Source organism: Pseudomonas sp. ATCC 43928 (assembly GCF_005938665.2).
GTDB lineage: Bacteria > Pseudomonadota > Gammaproteobacteria > Pseudomonadales > Pseudomonadaceae > Aquipseudomonas.
This window is the reverse complement of the sequence record NZ_CP041753.1, coordinates 1490687-1508202: the sequence shown is the minus strand read 5'-3', so window position 1 is coordinate 1508202 and position 17516 is coordinate 1490687. Positions and strand designations below refer to the sequence as shown.

General features: G+C 58.9%; 17 protein-coding genes. 10 read left to right on the top strand and 7 right to left on the bottom strand.

What is annotated here, in order from left to right:
- Positions 1–50 precede the first annotated feature (50 nt).
- Positions 51–959 carry an OmpA family protein gene (locus FFH90_RS06730; protein WP_018926605.1) on the bottom strand — a complete coding sequence of 303 codons (909 nt, stop codon included), beginning with the start codon at positions 957–959 and terminating at the stop codon, positions 51–53.
- 157 nt (positions 960–1116) lie between these two features.
- Here FFH90_RS06730 and pyrC point away from each other — a divergent pair, with 157 nt between their 5' ends.
- Both pyrC and rnt read left to right on the top strand, forming a co-directional pair.
- On the top strand, positions 1117–2163 hold the full coding sequence (gene pyrC / locus FFH90_RS06725; RefSeq protein WP_018926606.1) for a dihydroorotase: 1047 nt from the start codon (positions 1117–1119) through the stop codon (positions 2161–2163).
- A complete protein-coding gene (gene rnt / locus FFH90_RS06720) occupies positions 2160–2837 on the top strand; it encodes a ribonuclease T (protein WP_007938919.1) in 678 nt (225 codons plus the stop codon). The genes pyrC and rnt overlap by 4 nt, the downstream gene beginning before the upstream one ends.
- A 76-nt stretch (positions 2838–2913) precedes the next feature.
- Here rnt and FFH90_RS06715 read toward each other — a convergent pair whose 3' ends face one another.
- Positions 2914–3516 (bottom strand): peroxiredoxin, encoded by a 603-nt coding sequence (locus FFH90_RS06715; protein WP_018926607.1) that lies wholly within the window; start codon positions 3514–3516, stop codon positions 2914–2916.
- A gap of 314 nt (positions 3517–3830) precedes the next feature.
- Between FFH90_RS06715 and FFH90_RS06710 the strand changes: the two genes are divergently transcribed.
- Together FFH90_RS06710 and bfr are read left to right on the top strand one after the other, a co-directional pair.
- Positions 3831–4049: a bacterioferritin-associated ferredoxin gene (locus tag FFH90_RS06710; RefSeq protein WP_007938921.1), complete on the top strand. Its 219-nt coding sequence runs from the start codon at positions 3831–3833 to the stop codon at positions 4047–4049.
- A gap of 200 nt (positions 4050–4249) precedes the next feature.
- On the top strand, positions 4250–4723 hold the full coding sequence (gene bfr / locus FFH90_RS06705) for a bacterioferritin (protein ID WP_007898512.1): 474 nt from the start codon (positions 4250–4252) through the stop codon (positions 4721–4723).
- Positions 4724–4897: 174 nt separating this feature from the next.
- On the opposite strand, the gene grxD is transcribed toward bfr, so the two are convergent.
- The 3 genes from grxD to FFH90_RS06690 all read right to left on the bottom strand — a co-directional run bounded on the left by grxD (position 4898) and on the right by FFH90_RS06690 (position 7871).
- The gene (grxD, locus tag FFH90_RS06700; RefSeq protein WP_007938922.1) at positions 4898–5239 is read right to left on the bottom strand and encodes a Grx4 family monothiol glutaredoxin; all 342 of its coding nucleotides are present in this window, start codon (positions 5237–5239) and stop codon (positions 4898–4900) included.
- A gap of 97 nt (positions 5240–5336) precedes the next feature.
- On the bottom strand, positions 5337–7445 hold the full coding sequence (locus tag FFH90_RS06695) for a molybdopterin oxidoreductase family protein (RefSeq protein ID WP_018926609.1): 2109 nt from the start codon (positions 7443–7445) through the stop codon (positions 5337–5339).
- Positions 7446–7580: 135 nt separating this feature from the next.
- Positions 7581–7871, bottom strand: a complete 291-nt coding sequence (locus FFH90_RS06690; protein WP_018926610.1) for a hypothetical protein — start codon at positions 7869–7871, stop codon at positions 7581–7583.
- 406 nt (positions 7872–8277) lie between these two features.
- Between FFH90_RS06690 and argF the strand changes: the two genes are divergently transcribed.
- Positions 8278–9198, top strand: coding sequence for an ornithine carbamoyltransferase (argF, locus tag FFH90_RS06685; RefSeq protein ID WP_026286458.1), 921 nt, complete (start codon positions 8278–8280; stop codon positions 9196–9198).
- Positions 9195–10304, top strand: coding sequence for an ABC transporter ATP-binding protein (locus tag FFH90_RS06680; RefSeq protein ID WP_138866892.1), 1110 nt, complete (start codon positions 9195–9197; stop codon positions 10302–10304). Before argF ends, FFH90_RS06680 begins: the two co-directional genes overlap by 4 nt.
- Positions 10305–10352: 48 nt before the next feature.
- On the opposite strand, the gene FFH90_RS06675 is transcribed toward FFH90_RS06680, so the two are convergent.
- Both FFH90_RS06675 and ybaK read right to left on the bottom strand, forming a co-directional pair.
- The gene (locus tag FFH90_RS06675; protein WP_111454727.1) at positions 10353–11135 is read right to left on the bottom strand and encodes a PhzF family phenazine biosynthesis protein; all 783 of its coding nucleotides are present in this window, start codon (positions 11133–11135) and stop codon (positions 10353–10355) included.
- A 117-nt stretch (positions 11136–11252) separates the two neighbouring features.
- Positions 11253–11723 (bottom strand): Cys-tRNA(Pro) deacylase, encoded by a 471-nt coding sequence (gene ybaK / locus FFH90_RS06670; protein ID WP_007938929.1) that lies wholly within the window; start codon positions 11721–11723, stop codon positions 11253–11255.
- Between the two features lie 369 nt (positions 11724–12092).
- Between ybaK and FFH90_RS06665 the strand changes: the two genes are divergently transcribed.
- The 4 genes from FFH90_RS06665 (at position 12093) to glpD (ending at position 17236) form a co-directional block, all read left to right on the top strand.
- Positions 12093–12944 (top strand): MIP/aquaporin family protein, encoded by an 852-nt coding sequence (locus FFH90_RS06665; RefSeq protein ID WP_138866891.1) that lies wholly within the window; start codon positions 12093–12095, stop codon positions 12942–12944.
- A 76-nt stretch (positions 12945–13020) separates the two neighbouring features.
- The gene (gene glpK, locus FFH90_RS06660) at positions 13021–14526 is read left to right on the top strand and encodes a glycerol kinase GlpK (protein WP_138866890.1); all 1506 of its coding nucleotides are present in this window, start codon (positions 13021–13023) and stop codon (positions 14524–14526) included.
- Positions 14527–14621: 95 nt separating this feature from the next.
- Positions 14622–15377, top strand: a complete 756-nt coding sequence (locus FFH90_RS06655; protein WP_007938932.1) for a DeoR/GlpR family transcriptional regulator — start codon at positions 14622–14624, stop codon at positions 15375–15377.
- 320 nt (positions 15378–15697) lie between these two features.
- Positions 15698–17236: a glycerol-3-phosphate dehydrogenase gene (glpD, locus tag FFH90_RS06650; protein ID WP_018926617.1), complete on the top strand. Its 1539-nt coding sequence runs from the start codon at positions 15698–15700 to the stop codon at positions 17234–17236.
- Positions 17237–17516 lie beyond the last annotated feature (280 nt).

Here is a 17516-nt window from a genome sequence, read left to right as displayed (position 1 = left end):
ATGACGACGAAGCGACAGATTATGTCGAGCGAGCGACGAATTCAGCAGGTTCAGGAGGTCGTCGCGCTGCTCGCGGCGGCGGTGGCTTGAGGCGCAGGTTTCTCGGTCGGTGCGACCCGCTCGAGACGTACGGCAACCCGGCGGTTCTTCGCCCGGTTGGCGGCATTGTTGTTGGGCGCCAGCGGATAGCGCTCACCGTGAAAACGCAGGGTGATCTGCGATTCCTGCACACCATTGGCCTTGAAGAAATCCATCACCGCCAGCGCCCGGCGTCGTGACAGTTCACGGTTGGTCAGCCGGTTACCGCTATTGTCGGAATGGCCATCGAGTTCAATGTGGTTGACCGTCGGATCGGCCTTCATGAACTCCAGCATGACCTGCAACTGGGCCTTGGCCCTGGCATCGAGATCGATACCCTCCCCCGGAAAGCCGACCTCGGATTGCTTCACTTGCTCGAAATTCTGTGGCAACAGCTTGGCGACGCAACCCTGATAGTCACCATAGGCCTTGCTGAACTTGACCGGCAGCAGACGCACTTCAGACACCCGACCGTCGCCCGATGAGTGTCGTACGACCGGGCTGCGCCCCTCCATCAGCCCGCTGATCAGGCGCCCGGCCTGCACTTGCGAACTGTTGAACAGCACGTTGCCACTACCGATTCTCACCGAGCCCAGGTTAATGTCGCCACGCCCCGGCTGCCATGGCGCAGCCGCCGCCAGCAAGGTGGCGGAACCCCCACCGATCATTGAGTTGTAGGCCTTCAGTCGAAATGTCGCCTGCTCTCCGGCGCGCCGCACAAACTCACCCGAACCGAAATCGGTGATCGGTTGAGTCAGGCGGCATTCGAACTTGTCGCCTTCGACCGTCCACTCGATGCTCTCCAGGCGAGTCTGGAAAGTGAGCGCCATCGCGGGAAGGCTGGCAAACACACTGAGCAAGGCTAAATAACGCTGGCGCACGGGAGGCTCCACTGGCTTCTACGACAAAAAGACCGACACACATATTCACGGCCTGCCTGTTGGGTATCGGAAGCTTGTCGTAAAACTTGATAGCGAGTGCCTGGAAGAGTCTTTTCCGGTAGCATTCCCCTGAGTTTGACCCGCCTGGAATTCCCTCATGTCCGACCGCCTGACCCTGCTGCGTCCCGACGACTGGCACATTCATCTTCGCGATGGTGCCGTGTTGACCAATACCGTCGCGGATGTCGCGCGCACCTTTGGTCGCGCCATCATCATGCCCAACCTGGTACCTCCGGTGCGCAACGCTGCTGAAGCCGATGGCTATCGCCAGCGGATTCTCGCCGCACGTCCGGCCGGCAGCCGTTTCGAACCGCTGATGGTTCTGTACCTGACCGACCGCACCCAGCCCGAAGAAATTCGTGAGGCCAAGGCCAGCGGTTTCATTCACGCCGCCAAGCTGTACCCGGCCGGCGCGACCACCAACTCGGACTCTGGCGTCACCAGCATCGACAAGATTTTCCCTGCACTGGAGGCCATGGCCGAAGTCGGGATGCCCTTGCTGGTTCACGGTGAAGTCACCCGTGGCGATATCGACGTTTTCGATCGGGAAAAAATCTTCATCGATGAGCACATGCGTCGCGTGGTCGAGCGTTTCCCAACGCTCAAAGTGGTGTTCGAACACATCACCACCGCCGATGCCGTGCAGTTCGTCAACGCGGCTTCGGCCAACGTTGGCGCCACCATCACCGCGCATCACCTGCTGTACAACCGCAACCACATGCTGGTGGGTGGGATTCGGCCGCACTTCTATTGCCTGCCGATCCTCAAGCGCAATACCCACCAGGAAGCCCTGCTCGACGCTGCCACCAGCGGCAGCGACAAGTTCTTCCTCGGCACCGACTCGGCCCCCCATGCCCAGCACGCCAAAGAAGCGGCTTGCGGCTGTGCCGGTTGCTACACCGCTTATGCCGCGATCGAGATGTATGCCGAAGCCTTCGAACAGCGTAATGCGCTGGACAAGCTCGAAGCCTTCGCCAGCCTCAATGGCCCGCGTTTCTACGGTCTGCCGGCGAACACCGATCGCATCACCCTGGTCCGCGAAGAGTGGACCGCCCCAACCAGCCTGCCATTTGGCGAGCTGACCGTTATCCCGCTGCGCGCCGGTGAAAAACTGCGCTGGCGCCTGCTGGAGGAACACGCGTGAGTGAAGACCATTTCGACGACGAACAGGACGGTCAAGGCGGTGGAGGTGGTCCTCGTCATCCAATGGCTGCCAGATTCCGTGGTTACCTGCCGGTTGTCGTCGACGTAGAAACCGGTGGCTTCAACTCGGCCACCGACGCCCTGCTGGAAATTGCTGCAACCACTATCGCCATGGATGAAAAAGGGTTCGTGTACCCCGATCACACCTACTTCTTCCGGGTCGAGCCATTCGAAGGCGCCAACATCGAAGCAGCAGCCCTGGAATTCACCGGGATCAAACTCGATCACCCGTTGCGCATGGCAGTGAGTGAAGAAGCGGCGCTGACCGATATCTTCCGTGGCATTCGCAAGGCCCTGAAAGCCAACGGTTGCAAACGGGCGATTCTGGTCGGTCACAACAGCAGCTTCGACCTGGGTTTCCTCAACGCGGCAGTCGCGCGCCTGGACATGAAACGCAACCCGTTTCACCCGTTCTCCAGCTTCGACACCGCGACCCTCGCCGGTCTTGCCTACGGTCAAACCGTACTGGCCAAGGCCTGTCAGGCAGCGGACATCGACTTCGACGGTCGTGAGGCTCATTCGGCTCGCTACGACACCGAGAAGACTGCTGAGCTGTTCTGCGGCATCGTCAATCGCTGGAAACAGATGGGCGGCTGGGAAGACTACAACGACTGAGGCTGGTCGCCGGTTTATCCCGCCCATAAAAAAACCGGCCTCAGTGAGGCCGGTTTTTTATTGCCGGACGCCTGGCTTACAGCGCAGCAGCGTGCTCGGTCAGGTAAGCCGCAACGCCTTCTGGCGAAGCGTTCATGCCTTTGTCGCCTTTTTTCCAGTTGGCAGGGCAAACTTCGCCGTGCTCTTCGTGGAATTGCAGAGCATCAACCAAACGGATCAGCTCTTCCATGTTACGGCCCAGCGGCAGGTCGTTGACGATCTGCGAGCGGACAACGCCTTTGTCGTCGATCAGGAACGCACCACGGAAAGCCACGCCGTCAGCGGACTGAACGTCGTAAGCCTTCATGATTTCCTGCTTGATGTCAGCAGCCATGGTGTAACGAACCTGGCCGATACCGCCATTGTTCACCGGGGTGTTGCGCCACGCGTTGTGGGTGAAGTGCGAGTCGATCGAAACGGCGACCACTTCAACGTTGCGTGCCTTGAAGTCAGCCATGCGGTTGTCCAGAGCGATCAGCTCGGACGGGCAAACGAAGGTGAAGTCCAGTGGGTAGAAGAACACCAGGCCGTATTTGCCTTTGATGGCCGAGGACAGGGTGAAGCTGTCTACGATTTCGCCATTGCCGAGTACGGCCGGTACGGTGAAGTCAGGGGCTTGTTTGCCTACGAGTACGCTCATTGGATATCTCCTGGTGTAATAACGTTGAAGAACAGGGCTCATGCCAGCCTGTCACCCTCAGGCGACAGCCCTGTGACACGAACTTCCTTCGCAAAAGGCCGACCATCATACACCGCGTTTTTCGCCTGTCCTTAGCGGTTTTTTTCTGGCGGGCAAAATGGCCGCTGCTATTTTTTTTCGCAAGGCGCGAGAGGAAACCGTTCGTCAGTCAAAGGCCCTTATGACGAAAAGCCTTCAGAAACCACTTTGACAATCATTCTCGTTAACATTAAGATCCATCGCAATTGAGTCACAACCAGCGACGGTTCTCACTTATGTATGTCTGCCTCTGCACTGGCGTCACCGACGGTCAAATCCGCGATGCAATCTATGAAGGTTGCTGCAGCTACAAAGAAGTCCGTCAGGCTACCGGCGTAGCCAGCCAATGCGGCAAATGCGCTTGCCTGGCCAAGGAAGTGGTGCGTGAAACACTGGGCAAACTGCAAACGGCCCAGGCGGCGATCCCCTACCCCGTAGAATTTACAGCCGCATAACTACCGTATTTCGAAGAACCGGACTTGATGTCCGGTTTTTTTATGTCTGAAAATCAATCGCTTAGGCCTTAGACGCGGAACACAAACATTCTTATTCCGATTAATTTTCATTTAAGTTTCAATAACTTAGGTTTGACACTGTTAATTACGCGGCTCAAACTCCGCCTTATATACAGCTAATACAGGGCAGGACTCCCACCATGAAAGGCGACGTTACAGTCATCCAGCATCTCAACAAAATCCTTGCCAATGAACTGGTCGCGATCAATCAGTACTTCCTGCACGCGCGCATGTATGAAGATTGGGGCCTGAACAAACTCGGCAAGCACGAGTACCACGAATCCATCGACGAGATGAAGCATGCTGACAAGCTGATCAAGCGCATCCTGTTCCTTGAAGGCCTGCCGAACGTCCAGGACCTGGGCAAGCTGCACATCGGCGAACACACCAAGGAAATGCTTGAGTGTGACTTGAAGATCGAGCGCGACGGTCATGCCGACCTGAAAGTCGCTATCGCCCATTGCGAAACCGTTGGCGACTTCGGTAGCCGTGAACTGCTCGAAGACATTCTTGAGTCCGAAGAAGAACATATCGACTGGCTGGAAACCCAGCTGGGCCTGATCGATAAAGTCGGCCTTGAGAACTATCTGCAATCGCAGATGGGCGAAGAGTAAGTTCTACGCCGCTAACCCCGACGCAATAAAAAGCCCCGCTCTCTTTACAGAGGCGGGGCTTTTTACGTGCGCTCTTGTAGGAGCGAGGCTCGCCCGCGAAGAACGATGACGCGGTGTATCTGCAGAAGCGCGGCGCCTGCTTCGCGGGCAAGCCTCGCTCCTACAGGTACCGAATCAGGCTTCGGTCTTGGCAGCGGCGGCTTTGGCGGCGGCGTCTTTGATCAGTGCCTGCAACGAACCGTCGGCAGACATTTCAGTCATGATGTCGCTACCACCAACCAGCTCACCGGCAACCCACAGTTGTGGGAAGGTTGGCCAGTTGGCGTACTTTGGCAGGTTGGCGCGGATTTCCGGGTTCTGCAGGATATCCACATAGGCAAACTTTTCACCACAGGCCATCACAGCCTGGGCGGCTTTCGCGGAGAACCCACACTGCGGGGCATTCGGCGAGCCTTTCATGTAAAGCAGAATGGTGTTGTTGGCAATCTGCTCTTTAATCGTTTCGATGATATCCATGGAGCACCTCGGCTGAACTTTCCGACTCAGTGGTCGGCACGGTGGCGCATTGTAACGGAAACCCGAGCGCCATGCTCGGCCTCCCCGACAGACATGTTCACGCCGCCGCCACGGTCACCGGCACGCCGTTCAATGCCGCATTGCCCGACAACTCATCGAGTTGACATTCGTCAGTCAGGTCATTGGCGCTGGAACCTGGCTGGCCACTGGCAATCGTCATCTGCACGCCCGGTCGCGCATGGCCCCAACCGTGGGGCAGGCTGACCACTCCTTTCATCATATCGAGGCTGGCGACCACTTCAACCTCGATCGCGCCGACCCGTGAACTGACGCGCACCCGCTGCCCATCGCTGAGCCCGCGGCTGGCCAGGTCGTCCGGGTGCATCAGCAGTTGATGGCGCGGCTTGCCCTTCACCAGGCGGTGATAGTTGTGCATCCATGAGTTGTTGCTGCGCACATGGCGGCGACCGATCATCAGTAACTCATCGGCGGCTGGTGCTTGCAACGCCGCAAAGCGCGCCAGATCGGCGAGGATCTCCACAGGCGCCGCCTGGACGCGCTGATTGGCCGTCTTCAGACGAGGCGTCAAATTGGGCTTGAGCGCGCCGAGATCGATACCGTGAGGGTGATCGAACAAGGTCGCCAGCGACAGTTTGTGCCCTGAAGCATCGCCATACAGGCCCATCCGCAGCCCCCGGTCAATCATCTGCGCCGGCGCAATGGTCGGTTTCAGCTCCTTGCCGGTCTTCGCCGCAAAGGCCTTGGCCAGCCCCACGAAGATCTCCCAATCATGCAGCGCGCCTTGCGGCTTGGCGAGAATCGCCCGGTTGAAACGGGTGACGTTGCGCACCGCGAACATATTGAAGGTGGTGTCGTAATGATCGTTTTCCAGCGCCGAAGTCGACGGCAGGATCAGGTCGGCATAACGCGTGGTTTCATTGATGTACAGGTCGACGCTGACCATGAACTCCAGTCCGTCCAGCGCCTGCTCCAGCTGTCGGCCATTGGGCGTGGACAACACCGGATTACCCGCCACGGTGATCAGCGCACGGACCTGCCCTTCCCCTTCGGTGAGCATCTCTTCGGCCAGCGCCGACACCGGCAACTCGCCACCGTATTCAGGACGCCCGGACACGCGGCTTTGCCACAGGTTGAAATGGCCGCCCGACGTGGACGCCACCAGGTCCACCGCCGGCTCGGTGCACAACGCACCGCCGACACGATCAAGGTTGCCGGTCACCAGATTGATCAATTGCACCAGCCAATGGCACAAGGTGCCGAAGGCCTGGGTCGAGACGCCCATGCGGCCATAGCAGACCGCCGTCGGGGCTGCCGCGAAGTCCCGCGCCAGTTGACGGATCTGTTCGGCGGGGACTGCGCACAGCGGGCTCATGGCCTCGGCAGTGAAACCTGCGATCGCCTTACGCACTTCATCCAGCCCATCGACCGGCAAATGACTGTCGCGGGTCAGGCCTTCAGCGAATAACGTATTGAGCAGCCCGAACAACAGCGCCGCATCGCCGCCGGGGCGCACGAACAGATGCTGGTCGGCAATCGCCGCCGTTTCGCTGCGACGCGGATCGACCACCACCACTTTGCCACCCCGGGCCTGAATCGCCTTGAGGCGCTTCTCCACATCCGGCACGGTCATGATGCTGCCGTTGGAGGCCAGCGGATTACCGCCCAGGATCAACATGAAATCAGTGTGATCGATGTCCGGGATCGGCAACAGCAAGCCGTGGCCATACATCAAATGACTGGTCAGGTGATGGGGCAACTGATCGACCGACGTCGCGGAAAACCGGTTACGGGTTTTCAACAGGCCGAGGAAGTAATTGCTGTGGGTCATCAACCCGTAGTTGTGCACGCTGGGGTTGCCCTGATAGACCGCCACCGCGTTCTGCCCGTGACGCTCCTGAATCGCCGCCAGGCGTTCGGCTACAAGGCTGAACGCATCTTCCCACTCGATAGGCTGCCACTCGCTACCCACTCGCTGCATCGGCTGACGCAGGCGATCCGGGTCGTTCTGAATGTCTTGCAGGGCCACCGCCTTGGGGCAGATATGCCCACGGCTGAAGCTGTCCTGAGGGTCGCCCTTGATCGAGGTGATCTGCACGCCGCTGCCTTCGACCTCGGTGGTTTCGATGGTCAGGCCGCAGATGGCTTCACACAGGTGGCACGCACGGTGATGGAGAGTCTTGGTCATGGCCAGTCTCTGTTTTGTTCTGGGCGGGCAATGTCGGCCGCGGGAACAAAACTATGGCGCGTGACTTGCCACCGCGCCAGCGACGTTCGTCTTGTGAATCGACGACCATCAGGCCGGCCGATGGCAGCAAGGAGATCAGTTCGGCGGCAGACTCGGCGGCGCCTGCAGCTGGATTTCCTCGATGGTTTCGATCTGCTCGTGGGCGACGTGCACGCCGGTGAGCTCGCCGATCAGCCGCCAATGCTCGTCGAGCCCGGCACTGATGGTGGCCATGCGGTCGATCATGCGCCGGCCAGCCGCCTTGGTGACTTCGTCTTCACTGCGTAACAACTCGAAAGACATCGAGGTCATGGAAGCAGTGAGGTGGGTCAGAGAGCGAGCCGTAAGGCCGAGTAGCTCCATCAATAACTGTTCTTTCGATTCCATTCCTGAGGCTTCCTGCGTCGCTCGTGCTTTAGTTATAACCCAGCACTTTGCATTAGCAAATGTTTCAGACTAGACACATTGCCCGCCAAAGGCTCGAATGACAGATCAAAAACCGACTGCCAATCTGTCGCCCGCGCCCTGCCTGATTGCCAAGCCCGGCGAGCCCAGTGTACAAATGCTCAGCTGCTGTCAGGAAACAGGCTTCAAAAGCGCTACTGCGGTCACCCCGTAGCCTCTCTGAAATCCTCTAAACACCGTAGCCTATTGGAAAAACGCGACATTTAATGTCAATATCGCGCCTCCCCCTATTTCGTCGCCCCGTGCGGCTTACGCCGCAGGTCTCGCCCGTTTTTCAGTTAAACAAGGCTTTGAGTATCTGCGGTCTGTTGCAAAAAGGTAGTCAATGATGAGCGCAAGGCACTTTCTCTCCCTGATGGATTGCACGCCCGAAGAGCTGGTCAGCGTGATCCGTCGAGGCGTTGAGCTCAAGGACCTGCGTAACCGCGGCGTACTGTTCGAGCCTTTGAAAAACCGCGTCCTGGGGATGATTTTCGAGAAGTCCTCGACCCGTACCCGTATTTCGTTCGAAGCCGGCATGATCCAGCTCGGTGGCCAGGCGATCTTCCTGTCGCCGCGCGACACTCAGCTGGGCCGTGGCGAACCGATCGGCGACGCCGCCATTGTGATGTCGAGCATGCTCGATGCAGTGATGATCCGTACGTTTTCGCACAGCACCCTGACCGAATTCGCCGCCAATTCGCGAGTCCCGCTGATCAACGGCCTGTCCGATGACCTGCACCCGTGCCAGTTGCTGGCCGACATGCAAACCTTCCTCGAACATCGCGGTTCGATCCAAGGCAAGACCGTGGCCTGGATCGGCGACGGCAACAACATGTGCAACAGCTATATAGAAGCGGCGATCCAGTTCGACTTCCAGTTGCGCATCGCCTGCCCGGAGGGTTACGAACCCAACCCTGAATTCGTGGCCAAGGCCGGCGATCGGGTAAGCATCGTCCGCGATCCTCGGGAAGCCGTGCGCGGCGCGCATCTGGTGAGCACCGACGTCTGGACCTCCATGGGCCAGGAAGAGGAAACCGCCAAGCGCCTGAAGCTGTTCGCACCGTTCCAGGTCAACCGGGCGCTGCTCGACCTGGCCGCACCGGACGTGCTGTTCATGCATTGCCTGCCGGCCCACCGTGGCGAGGAAATCAGCCTCGACCTGCTCGACGACCCGCGTTCGGTGGCCTGGGATCAAGCCGAAAACCGTCTGCATGCACAAAAGGCCCTGCTCGAGTTTCTCGTCCCACCTTCGTACCATCACGCATGAGCCAGCCATTACTGCTGAACCTGCGCAATCTGGCCTGTGGTTATCAAAACCAGCGGGTTGTGCAGAACCTCAACCTGCATTTGAATGCCGGCGATATCGGTTGCCTGCTGGGCTCTTCGGGCTGCGGCAAAACCACCACTCTGCGGGCCATTGCCGGTTTCGAACCGGTGCACGAGGGTGAGATCCAGTTGGCGGGCGAGACCATCTCCAGCGCCGGCTTCACCCTCGCCCCGGAGAAACGCCGGATCGGCATGGTGTTCCAGGATTACGCGCTGTTTCCGCATTTGAGCGTGGCCGAGAACATCGCCTTCGGGATCCGCAAGCACCCGCAAAAGGATCGTGTCACCGAAGAATTGCTCGAACTGGTCAACCTGAAAAATCTCGGCAAGCGCTTTCCCCATGAACTGTCCGGTGGCCAGCAGCAGCGGGTTGCACTGGCCCGCGCCCTGGCGCCGGAACCGCAACTGTTGTTGCTCGACGAACCGTTCTCCAACCTCGATGGTGAGTTGCGACGCAAGCTCAGCCATGAAGTACGCGACATCCTCAAGGCTCGCGGCACCAGTGCGATTCTGGTGACCCACGACCAGGAAGAAGCTTTCGCGGTCAGCGACCATGTCGGCGTTTTCAAGGAAGGTCGCCTGGAACAATGGGATACCCCCTACAACCTCTATCACGAACCGCTGACACCGTATGTGGCCAGCTTCATTGGCCAGGGTTACTTCATTCGCGGTCAGTTGAGCAGCCCGGAGTCGGTGCAGACCGAATTGGGTGAATTGCGCGGCAACCGTGCCTACACCTGGCCGATCGGTGGCGCCGTGGACGTATTGCTGCGTCCGGACGACATCGTCTATGCACCGTCCAGCCCACTGAGGGCGCAGATTGTCGGCAAGAGCTTCCAGGGTGCCTCAACGCTGTACCGCTTGCAGTTGCCTACGGGCGCACAGCTGGAGTCGATTTTCCCAAGTCATGCCGATCATCTGATCGGTGCTGAAGTAGGCATTCGGGTAGCGGCGGAACACCTGGTACTGTTCCAGGCCTCCGGCAGTACAGCGGCGCAGATTCCGACGATCGAGTCCGGGGTTCGGCGCTACGGCGCCGCCAGCTGAACAACGCGGACATAGGTGGGAGCTCGCTCCCACCTATTGGATTTTCGTTTAACCCAGCATTAGCGTTCCGCTCGCGACCAGCGTCGCATTCCCGCCAATACTCACCCGATCCCCTTCCAGCTGACAAAACAACTCCCCACCCCGCGCCGAGCACTGATAAGCCGTCAGACTCGACTTGCTCAAGCGTTTCGACCAGTACGGAATCAGGCTGCAATGGGTTGAACCGGTCACCGGGTCTTCGTTGATGCCGATCGCCGGGGCAAAGTAGCGCGACACAAAGTCATGCTTGTTGCCTTTGGCTGTCACGATGGCGCCCGGCCATGGCAGTTTCGCCAGGGCGATCATGTCCGGCTGACAATCGAGCACCGCCTGCTCGGACTCCAGCACCACCAACAATTCCTTCGAGCCCAGCACATCGACCGCCTCGACGCCCAAGGCGCGCTCGACATCCCGGGTCATGCCCACTTCCGACGGCACGACTGCCGGGAAATCCAGCCACAAGCGCCCACCCTCTCGGGTGACACTCAACGGGCCGGACTTACAGATGAAGTCCAGTCGCTCGACCGGTTCTTTATAGAGTTCAAAGAGCACGTAGGCGCTGGCCAGGGTCGCATGACCGCACAATGGGACTTCAGTGATCGGGGTAAACCAGCGGATGCGCCAGACAGAACCCTCACGCACCAGGAACGCGGTTTCGGCGAGGTTATGTTCGGCGGCGATTTTTTGCATCAACTCATCGTCAAGCCAAGCATCGAGCCGGTACACCATCGCCGGGTTGCCACTGAACGGCCGATCACTGAACGCATCGATCTGATGAAACTCAAGCTGCATGGCACTTCTCCCTTTCTTCAGATCGCCGAGCATGAAGCCTGGCATAGCCCTTCACCAGTGACAGAACGAACCAATTTCCACCATACAGCGCCGGGTTGTTAGCCCAAGACCTTCTGCTCAGGCTCGACCGATATCGGCGAACTTCGCCTGGGTGTGTTCGGCCAACACGGCAGGCGCCAGTTCGACTTCCAGACCGCGCCGCCCGGCGCTGACGAAGATACTGGAAAACGGCTGGGCCGAATGATCGATAAACGTGCGCAGGCGCTTCTTCTGCCCGAGTGGGCTGATACCGCCCAACAGATACCCCGTCGAACGCTGCGCAGCGGCCGGATCGGCCATTTCGACTTTTTTCACGCCTGCGGCCTGTGCCAGCGCCTTCAAGTCCAGACTTCCGACGACCGGCACCACCGCCACCAATAACTCCCCCTTCTCGCTGGCCGCCAGCAATGTCTTGAACACCTGCGCGGGGTCCAGGCCCAGTTTTTCCGCGGCCTCCAGACCATAGGACGCTGCCTTCGGATCATGTTCGTAACTGTGCACACGATGTTCGGCACGAACTTTTTTCAACAAATCCAATGCGGGGGTCATGACAGCTCCAGACTTGGCGGCAGAAGAAAAATACTGCGCAGGATTCTAGGTCATTGATCGATAAAAGGCTCTATTGCGCTGCTATTTCCAGGGCCTGGCCGGGCTTTCGGTCGTTCGTCCACACGCTTCTCGCCAGATGAACGATGCGATCATTCACAGGACTAATAGTTTAAATATGACTAATGGTTCACTTTCGACCTTTGACAGCAGTGCTTCTTGTCTATATTTTTTCGAATGCGAACACAGCACGAACGTCTCACCGCAGCACCCGGCAGTAAGCCGAGCACAGGATGGGGATCCTGCCTCGGTGAAAATTGCGCTTTGACCTCGATGGAAAAGCGCCAGACAACAACAAAAACGAGGTTTTCAATGACAACTGCGTTACAACAACCGTCGCTCTCGAGCCAATGCATGGCCGAGTTTCTGGGTACTGCACTGCTGATCTTTTTCGGTACCGGCTGCGTTGCCGCGCTCAAGGTGGCGGGTGCCAGCTTCGGGTTGTGGGAAATCAGCATCATCTGGGGGATTGGCGTCAGCATGGCGATCTACCTCACCGCCGGTGTTTCCGGTGCGCACCTCAACCCTGCCGTGAGTATCGCGCTGAGCATTTTCGCTGACTTCGAAAAGCGCAAACTGCCTTTCTATATCTTCTCCCAGGTCGCCGGTGCCTTCTGCGGGGCATTGTTGGTTTACACGCTGTACAGCAACCTGTTCTTCGATTTCGAACAAACTCACCAAATGGTTCGTGGCACCGAAGCCAGCCTTGAATTGGCCTCGGTGTTCTCCACTTTCCCGAACCCTGCCCTGTCCACGGGCCAGGCCTTTCTGGTTGAAGTGATCATCACCGCCATTCTGATGGGCGTGATCATGTCGCTCACCGACGACAACAATGGCCTGCCCAAAGGACCGCTGGCGCCGTTGTTGATCGGCCTGCTGATTGCCGTGATCGGCAGCTCGATGGGGCCGCTGACCGGTTTCGCGATGAACCCGGCCCGCGACTTCGGTCCTAAACTGATGACTTTCTTCGCAGGCTGGGGTGAAATTTCCTTCACTGGCGGACGCGATATCCCGTACTTCCTGATTCCGGTTTTTGCACCGATTGTCGGTGCCTGTCTCGGTGCTGCAGCTTATCGCGGGCTGATTGCCCGTCATCTGCCCAGCGCCATACCTGCTACAAAGGACGCAGCACTGGCCATTGACGGCAAACCAAGAACGTCTTGAAACCGTTGGCGCGTGATCCTGCCCATTTTGATCCCGCGCCTGACTTCACTTCCTTATTTCGTCCAAGGCAATCGACATGACCGACATTCAGAATAAGAACTACATCATTGCCCTCGATCAGGGTACGACCAGCTCCCGCGCGATCATTTTCGATCGCGACGCGAACGTGGTTTGCACCGCCCAGCGTGAATTCGCACAGCATTACCCGCAAGCCGGTTGGGTCGAACACGACCCGATGGAAATCTTCGCCACCCAGAGCGCCGTGATGGTCGAAGCCCTGGCTCAAGCCGGCCTGCATCACGACCAGGTCGCGGCCATCGGCATCACCAACCAGCGCGAAACCACCGTGGTCTGGGACAAGACCACTGGCCGCCCGATCTATAACGCGATCGTCTGGCAGTGCCGCCGCAGCACCGAAATCTGCCAGCAGCTCAAGCGCGACGGCCACGAGCAATACATCAGCGACACCACGGGCCTGGTCACCGACCCGTACTTCTCCGGCACCAAGCTCAAGTGGATCCTCGACAATGTCGAAGGCAGCCGTGAGCGGGCGCGCAAGGGTGAACTGCTGTTCGGCACCGTAGACAGCTGGCTGATCTGGAAATTTACCGGCGGCAAGGTGCACGTCACCGACTACACCAACGCCTCGCGCACCATGCTCTTCAACATCCACACGCTGGAGTGGGACGCGAAGATGCTGGACGTCCTCGACATCCCGCGCGAGATGCTGCCGGAAGTTAAGTCCTCGTCCGAAATCTACGGCCACACCAAAAGCGGCATCGCCATTGGCGGTATCGCCGGCGACCAGCAGGCCGCCCTGTTCGGCCAAATGTGCGTCGAGCCAGGCCAGGCGAAAAACACCTACGGCACCGGCTGCTTCCTGCTGATGAACACCGGCAACAAAGCAGTGAAGTCCAAGCACGGCATGCTGACCACCATCGCTTGCGGCCCGCGTGGCGAAGTGGCCTATGCGCTGGAAGGCGCGGTGTTCAACGGTGGCTCCACCGTGCAGTGGCTGCGAGACGAGTTGAAAATCATCAACGACGCCCACGACACCGAATACTTCGCCAACAAGGTCAAGGACAGCAACGGCGTGTACCTGGTGCCGGCCTTCACCGGTCTGGGCGCTCCGTACTGGGACCCGTATGCCCGTGGTGCGTTGTTCGGCCTGACCCGTGGCGTACGCGTGGATCACATCATTCGTGCCGCGCTTGAGTCGATTGCCTACCAGACCCGCGACGTTCTGGACGCCATGCAGCAGGATTCCGGCGAACGCCTGAAAGCCCTGCGCGTGGACGGCGGTGCAGTGGCGAACAATTTCCTGATGCAATTCCAGGCCGACATCCTCGGCACTCAAGTCGAGCGCCCGAAAATGCGCGAAACCACCGCGTTGGGCGCCGCTTACCTGGCGGGTTTGGCCTGCGGTTTCTGGGGCAGCCTGGACGAGTTGCGCGGCAAGGCGGTGATCGAGCGCGAGTTTGAACCAGCGCTGGACGAAACCGCGAAGGAAAAACTCTACGCCGGCTGGAAAAAAGCCGTCAGCCGCACTCGCGATTGGGAACCGCACGAAGGCGCTGAATAAGCCACGGACCGGACTCGTATCCGGTTGTAACTGGTAGGGAGCGGATTCCTGCGGCATCATGGGCAAATTTTGCACGGCAGCCCAAAGGAAGCCCCATGAATCTGCCTCCCCGTCAGCAGCAAATCCTTGAACTGGTCCGCGAACGCGGCTATGTCAGCATCGAGGAAATGGCCCAGCTGTTCGTCGTTACACCGCAAACCATCCGCCGCGATATCAATCAATTGGCGGAAGTGAATCTGTTGCGTCGCTATCACGGCGGCGCAGCCTACGACTCCAGCGTCGAAAACACCGCCTACGCCATGCGCGCCGATCAGATGCGCGATGAAAAGCAGCGTATCGGCGAAGCCATTGCGGCGCAGATTCCCGATCATGCCTCGCTGTTCATCAATATCGGCACCACCACCGAATCCATTGCTCGGGCGCTGCTCAACCACAGCCACCTGAAGATCATCACCAACAACCTGCATGTGGCCTCGATGCTCAGCGCCAAGGACGACTTCGACGTGCTGCTGACCGGTGGCAACGTGCGGCGTGACGGTGGCGTGGTCGGTCAGGCCAGCGTCGACTTCATTAACCAGTTCAAGGTCGACTTCGCCCTGGTCGGCATCAGTGGAATCGATGAAGACGGCAGCTTGCTGGATTTCGACTATCAGGAAGTGCGGGTATCCCAGGCGATCATCGCCAACGCCCGACAGGTGATTCTCGCGGCGGACTCCAGCAAATTCGGGCGCAACGCCATGATTCGCCTGGGGCCGATCAGCCTGATCGATTGCCTGGTCACCGACCAGCCGCCTTCGCCGGCCCTGGCGCAATTGTTGAGCCAGCACAAGATTCGGCTGGAGGTCGTGTAAGCACATCCCCCCTGTGGCGAGGGGGCTTGCCCCCCCCGTTCGGCTGCACAGCAGACGCCAATCAGACAACATGTTCTTCCTGAGATACCGCGGTAGCCGGTTATAGGACCGCTTCGCAGCCCAGAGGGAGCAAGCTCCCTCGCCACAAAAGCACTCCCTGCCATCATTCAATGTTCGAAAATTTTCCTTTAACAGCCCTTCGATCAGTATTTTCAATCGAAGCACACTGGCTGTGGGCGTCTTTATGGGCTAGTATTTTCGCAAATGAACATTAATGTTCGAATTCAAATATAGAAATCAAAAAAGCCCGAGGCCAGCCGATGCCCACTTCTACCTTGCCTACGCCCCCTCTCGCCGAGGTCTACGATATCGCCGTCATTGGTGGTGGGATCAATGGCGTGGGGATCGCAGCGGATGCCGCCGGTCGCGGCCTTTCGGTGTTCCTTTGCGAAAAGGATGATCTGGCCAGCCACACCTCGTCGGCCAGCAGCAAGCTGATCCACGGTGGCCTGCGCTACCTGGAGCATTATGAATTCCGCCTGGTGCGCGAAGCCCTGGCCGAGCGCGAAGTGCTGCTGGCCAAGGCGCCGCACATCGTCAAACAGATGCGCTTCGTGCTGCCCCACCGCCCGCACCTGCGTCCAGCCTGGATGATCCGCGCCGGCCTGTTCCTTTATGACCACCTCGGCAAACGGGAAAAACTCGAAGGCTCGAAAAGCCTGAAGTTCGGCCCGGACAGCCCGCTGAAAAGCGAAATCACCAAAGGCTTCGAATATTCCGATTGCTGGGTCGATGACGCACGCCTCGTCGTACTGAACGCCATGGCCGCCCGAGAGAAAGGTGCCCACGTTCATACGCAAACCCGCTGCGTCAGTGCCCGTCGCACCAAGGGCCTGTGGCACATGAACCTGGAACGCGCCGATGGCAGCCTGTTTTCGATCCGCGCCAAGGCACTGGTGAATGCTGCCGGCCCATGGGTCGCCCAGTTCATTCGTGACGACCTGAAGATGGAATCGCCGTACGGCATCCGTCTGATCCAGGGCAGCCACCTGATCGTGCCAAAACTGTACGAAGGCGAATACGCGCACATTCTGCAAAACGAAGATCAGCGCATCGTCTTCACCATTCCGTACCTGAACCACTTCACCCTGATCGGCACCACCGACCGCGAGTACACCGGCGACCCGGCAAAAGTGGCGATCACTGAAGGCGAAACCGATTACCTGCTGAAAGTGGTCAATGCCCACTTCAAGAAACAACTCAGCCGCGCGGACATCCTGCACAGCTACTCCGGCGTTCGTCCGCTGTGCAACGACGAATCCGACAACCCGTCGGCCGTCACCCGCGACTACACCCTGGCGTTGTCGGGTTCTGGTGAAGAAGCACCGTTGCTGTCGGTGTTCGGCGGCAAGCTGACGACCTACCGCAAACTGGCCGAGTCGGCGCTGGCGCAATTGGCCCCGTACTTCACGCACATCAAGCCAAGCTGGACCGCCAGCGCGCCCCTGCCCGGTGGCGAAGACATGACGACTCCGCAGGCATTGAGTTCGCGGATCCGCGACAAGTTCGACTGGATCCCCACCGAGATCGCCCGACGCTGGTCCACCACTTACGGCAACCGCACCTGGCGAATGCTCGAAGGCGTGGAAAACCTCGGTGACCTGGGTGAACACATCGGCGGCGGCCTCTACACCCGCGAAGTCGACTACCTGTGCAGCGAAGAATGGGCGACCACCGCCGATGACATCCTGTGGCGCCGCAGCAAGCTTGGGCTGTTCACCACTGCGGCGGAACAGCAGAAGCTCAAGGATTACCTGAACAAGCTCGAACAGAACCGCAGCAAGATCGAAGCAGCCTGATCGGATATCCGGTTAAACCAAAGCCCCTGAATCTCACGATTCAGGGGCTTTTTCATATCCCGCATTACTGTAGGAGTTAATCCGTTCGGTTTTCCGAACGCGACTCCTCGGTCGATTCGGAAAACCGGATCATCCGACAACAAACTCAACTTCACCAACATTAAAATACTCTTAAAAATCAATAATTTGATAGATGATGCATGGTCTGGCACGAGTCATGCTCTACTCTCCCGGACGAATGTTTATTGCGCTACTCCTTCAGGAGCCGCCAGGCATTCGA